The following is a 4,185-nucleotide window of genomic DNA, read 5'->3' on the forward strand; positions in this document are numbered from 1 at the left end:
AGGAGCAAATCTGGTTCTTGGCGCACGCAATCAAGTAGCGTTGCAAACCACTGTTGACGCTTGCATCAAAGCAGGTGGTAAAGCAATTTGCCTTCCCACTGATGTAACCAATTCTGAAGCTTGCCGCGAACTAATCGAGAGTGCGGTGAATACCTATGGTGCGATCGCAGGATTGGTAAATAATGCAGGTATATCCATGTACTCGCGTTTCGACCAAGTAACTGACCTGTCGATGTTTGAGCAAATCATGCAGGTCAATTATCTCGGTGCCGTCTACTGTACCCACTATGCTCTCCCCTATCTCAAGGAATCTCAAGGGCTGCTTGTAGCAATCTCATCTTTATGCGGAAAAACAGGGATTCCCACTCGCAGTGGTTATGTAGCAAGCAAACATGCAATGCAAGGATTTTTTGATACGCTTCGCGTAGAATTACGGGGCACGGGAGTTGCTGTACTGGTTGTTTCTCCTGGCTTTGTCGCGACGGATATTCGCCAACATGTTTTAGCAGCTGATGGCCATCTGATCGATGCTAGTTTATCCGACGAGCAGCAACAAGCCATGTCGATTGAGGAATGTGTGAGGCAAATTCTTCGGGCAATGCAACAGCGAAAACGAGAATTAGTAATGACTCCTAAAGGACGCTTTGGCCTCTGGTTAAAGTTAATCGCACCTGAGTTAGTGGATCGGATAGCTGCTAGCGCCGTACAATCTCAAAAATCCCGTTAAAATCCCACTCTTGTATAGGAACCCATTAGCCAATAGGTTTCCATTTCTCCCTTGCCCTTGACATCAATCGTGCCCCGCTTCTCAAATATATATTTATTCTTCAATCGCTCATAGGTGGCTTTTGTCACCTGAATGCTTCCCGGTTGACCCGATGATTCCATGCGCGAGGCTACATTGACGGCATCTCCCCACAAGTCATAGATAAATTTACGGGTGCCAATCACTCCAGCAACAACAACACCGGTGTTAATACCAATGCGGATTTGAACACTTTCACGGAGTTCAGATTGGAAGCGATGAACGGCGGCTTGCATTGCCAGCGCCATTTGAGCGATCGCATCGGCATGATCAGGTCTGGGTAGGGGCAATCCGGCAGCGACCATGTACGCATCACCAATCGTTTTAATTTTCTCTAATCCCAACTGTTGAGCCAGTTCATCAAAGGTGGAAAAAATTTGATTCAGTAAGTCAACCAGCTCAATCGGTGTTAAGCGAGCTGATAATGGGGTAAACCCGACAATATCAGCAAACATAATCGTAACTTCATTGAATTGTTCGGCAATTGCGCCTTGATTTTGTTTGAGCTGGTTGGCAATTGGCTCTGGCAAAATATTGAGCAACAACTGTTCTGACTTTTGTTGTTCTAAACGCAAGGCTTCCTCCGCTTTCTTGCGATCGCTAATATCCTGAGCGACTAAAATCGCGGTTTCTTCCGATAGGGGCGAAATAGTCTCGGCTAACCAAACCTCTTTGCCGTTGATTGGTAGACAATACTCAATCACAACGGTTTTTTGGGTCGAGACAGCCTTGAGGATACTCTGGAGAATTAAATCGGCTTGTGCAGATGGCAAATCATCGTGGAGTTTTTTTCCAATCATTGCGGCTGGTGGTTTATACAAACTCCGCGTATTGGTTGGGATAACATTGAAACATCGTCCAGATACATCTCTCACCGTCACCACATCCGTCATGGCAGCAAACAAAGCCTTCATTTCGGCCTGCACCTTCTTCTGTTGGAGTACAGTTCCTAACTGAGCCGCCACGGCATTGACTAACTGGCTCAACCGTTTATCCTCCGGACGAGATTCCAGCGTAAAGAACACGAGTACGGCTAAAACGGGAGAATGAGAACTGAGCAAATGACTCCCTTGCTCCTGTGCCTCTTCATTTCTGTTCCCGATGGTGCTGATCGGTACACCAAATCCAGCTTTTAAACCACATTCTGTCGCCAGTTCCAGCCTGAGCAGAGAATCTTCAAGCTCAGTAAACTCCGCAACCCATCGAGATTCTTGTGTTAACCAAACCTGTCCAGGAATTTCCTCACCCGGATAGAAGGTGAGAACTTCACTGTATTCTCGAAAACGCTCAAGCTCAGCGACCACCGATGGATCTATCTCCGTGCGCTGACAATACCAACGAAAGCTGCATACTAGAGCTGACTCATCCGTTGTGGGAATCCAGGCTTCCCCATAAATCCAACGAGTTGTCTCACACACTTGTTGTAAGGCAACCTCTAAGGCGGTATCCAGGTCTGGAGCCGCGTTAATGGCCTGAGAGACTGTTAACAAGAGTTGGACTTCTTCTTCCGCTTGTTTGCGATCGCTGATATCTTGATGAGACCCCAGCATCCGCACAGGCTGCCCTTGTTCGTCCCATTGCGCTTGTCCCCGTGCCAAAATCCACTTATAGCTTCCATCTTTGCAGCGCAGGCGACTCTCCGCTCTGTAGAGGGGGGTCTGGCCTGCTAAATGCGATCGCAAGGCAACGAGGGTCGGCTCAATATCCTCTGGATGGACGAGACTGCGCCAAGTGTCAAAGCTGTAAGCAAGCTCCTGTTCTGCGTAGCCCAGCATTTCGAGCAAGCGAGCCGAAGCAAAAGCTTCTCCGCTACTAATATTCCAGTCAAAGATGCCGTCCCCCGTACCGCGCAGGGCGAGTTGCCAGCGTCCTTCACTTTGACGTAGTGCGTCTTCAGCTTGTTTGCGGTCGCTGATATCGGTATGGGAACCCACCATCCGCAGGGGGTTCCCAGCTTCATCCCAGATCGCTTGTGCCCGACCGAGAATCCATTTATAGCTGCCATCCTTGCAGCGCAGCCGATACTCTTCGTAAAAATAGGGAGTGTTTTGGTCTAGGTGGGCTTGGTTAGCCGCTATCACCCGCTCATAATCATCTGGGTGGATACGGCTGTACCATTCCTCATTGCTGTTGCTGATTTCGTGGTCTTCATACCCTAACATGGCTTTCCACTGGGTCGAGAAGAACACGTCTCCAGTTTGAAAATTCACATCAAAAATACCGTCATTGCTGCCTCGTACCGCTAATTCCCAGCGTTCTTCACTCTGACGCAAGGCTTCTTCGGTTTGTACGCGAACCGTAATATCGGTAATCAAGCCTTCTAGGTAGAGCAACTCCCCATCCGAGTTAAAAATTCCCCGACCTTGTTCCCAAACCCACTTCAATTCCCCGGTTGCTGTGATAATTCGGTAGGTCATCTGGAAGGAGCGGGAATTTTCCAGGGCGGCTTCCACCTCTTGCCTAACAGGTTCTTGGTCTTCGGGGTGAATCAGTTGATTATACGTAACACTTTTTTGCGTAGTGAAAGCCTCAGCCGGATAGCCTGTCAGTCTATAGCAGCCTTCGCTCATGAAGAACATTGTCCAGTCGGAGTCATTCAAACAGCGGTAAGCGATACCGGGTATATTGCTCATCAACGTCAACAGGGTACGTTGACTTTCAGCTAGGGCTATCTCTGCCTGTTTACGTTCTCGTGCTTCAATGGCTAAAGAGACTAAATCGGCTAGCGATCGCGCGAAGTTCAGGTCTTCGGGTGTCCAGTGACGAGCCGCGCCGACATGCTCTAAGCAGACAACTCCCGCCGTTTCTCCCTTGACTCGGATGGGTATATCCAGCATGGCTGAGATACCTAAGGGAGTTAAATAATGCTCGGAAAATTCGCGGGTTCTGGGGTCGGTATGGGCATCGTCTGCTGCAATAGGTTGGTCTTGCTGCAACGCTTGGAAATAGGCGGGATAGTCTTGGGCGGTCAGTTCCAGACCTTTGCTATGATGTTCCTCACGACTCTTCTGAAATAGGCCAAGGCACTGGATTTTAGTCCGCGTTTTGTCGTACAGCCATACACTCGCCCGTTCAACCCCGATATTGTTAGCACTGGCTTCTGTGATTTCTTTTACAGCAGCGGTTAAATCCCCCTGATTGAGAGCTGGACTTTTGGCTAATTTTGTCAAAACTAAATTATGGTTGCGTAACTTGCTTGCACTCTCTCGCAAGGTGGCTTCAACCTGTTGCAACTGAGCAGTGAGGGCTTCGAGTTGACGAGACTTTTGCTCGCTCAGCCAAGTCTGCTGAATCCCTTGACTCACCTGAGCCAGCATATCAATTACTAATTCGGATTTATCAAATTTCAGCTCTTCAACGCCGAGCCAAGGCAGGGGTTT

At 48.8% G+C, this 4,185-nt stretch carries 2 protein-coding genes; one reads left to right on the plus strand and one right to left on the minus strand.

The genetic code is table 11. The features are described 5' to 3' along the window. On the plus strand, window positions 1–727 hold a 727-nt coding region (locus tag V6C93_RS20780; protein ID WP_333478582.1), incomplete at its 5' end, for an SDR family oxidoreductase. Here V6C93_RS20780 and V6C93_RS20785 read toward each other — a convergent pair. After that, a partial coding sequence (locus tag V6C93_RS20785) for a PAS domain-containing protein (RefSeq protein ID WP_333478583.1) occupies window positions 724–4,185 on the minus strand: 3,462 nt, incomplete at its 5' end. The genes V6C93_RS20780 and V6C93_RS20785 overlap by 4 nt on opposite strands.

The sequence above is a fragment of the Allocoleopsis sp. genome, from assembly GCF_036703385.1.
Taxonomy (GTDB): domain Bacteria; phylum Cyanobacteriota; class Cyanobacteriia; order Cyanobacteriales; family Coleofasciculaceae; genus Allocoleopsis.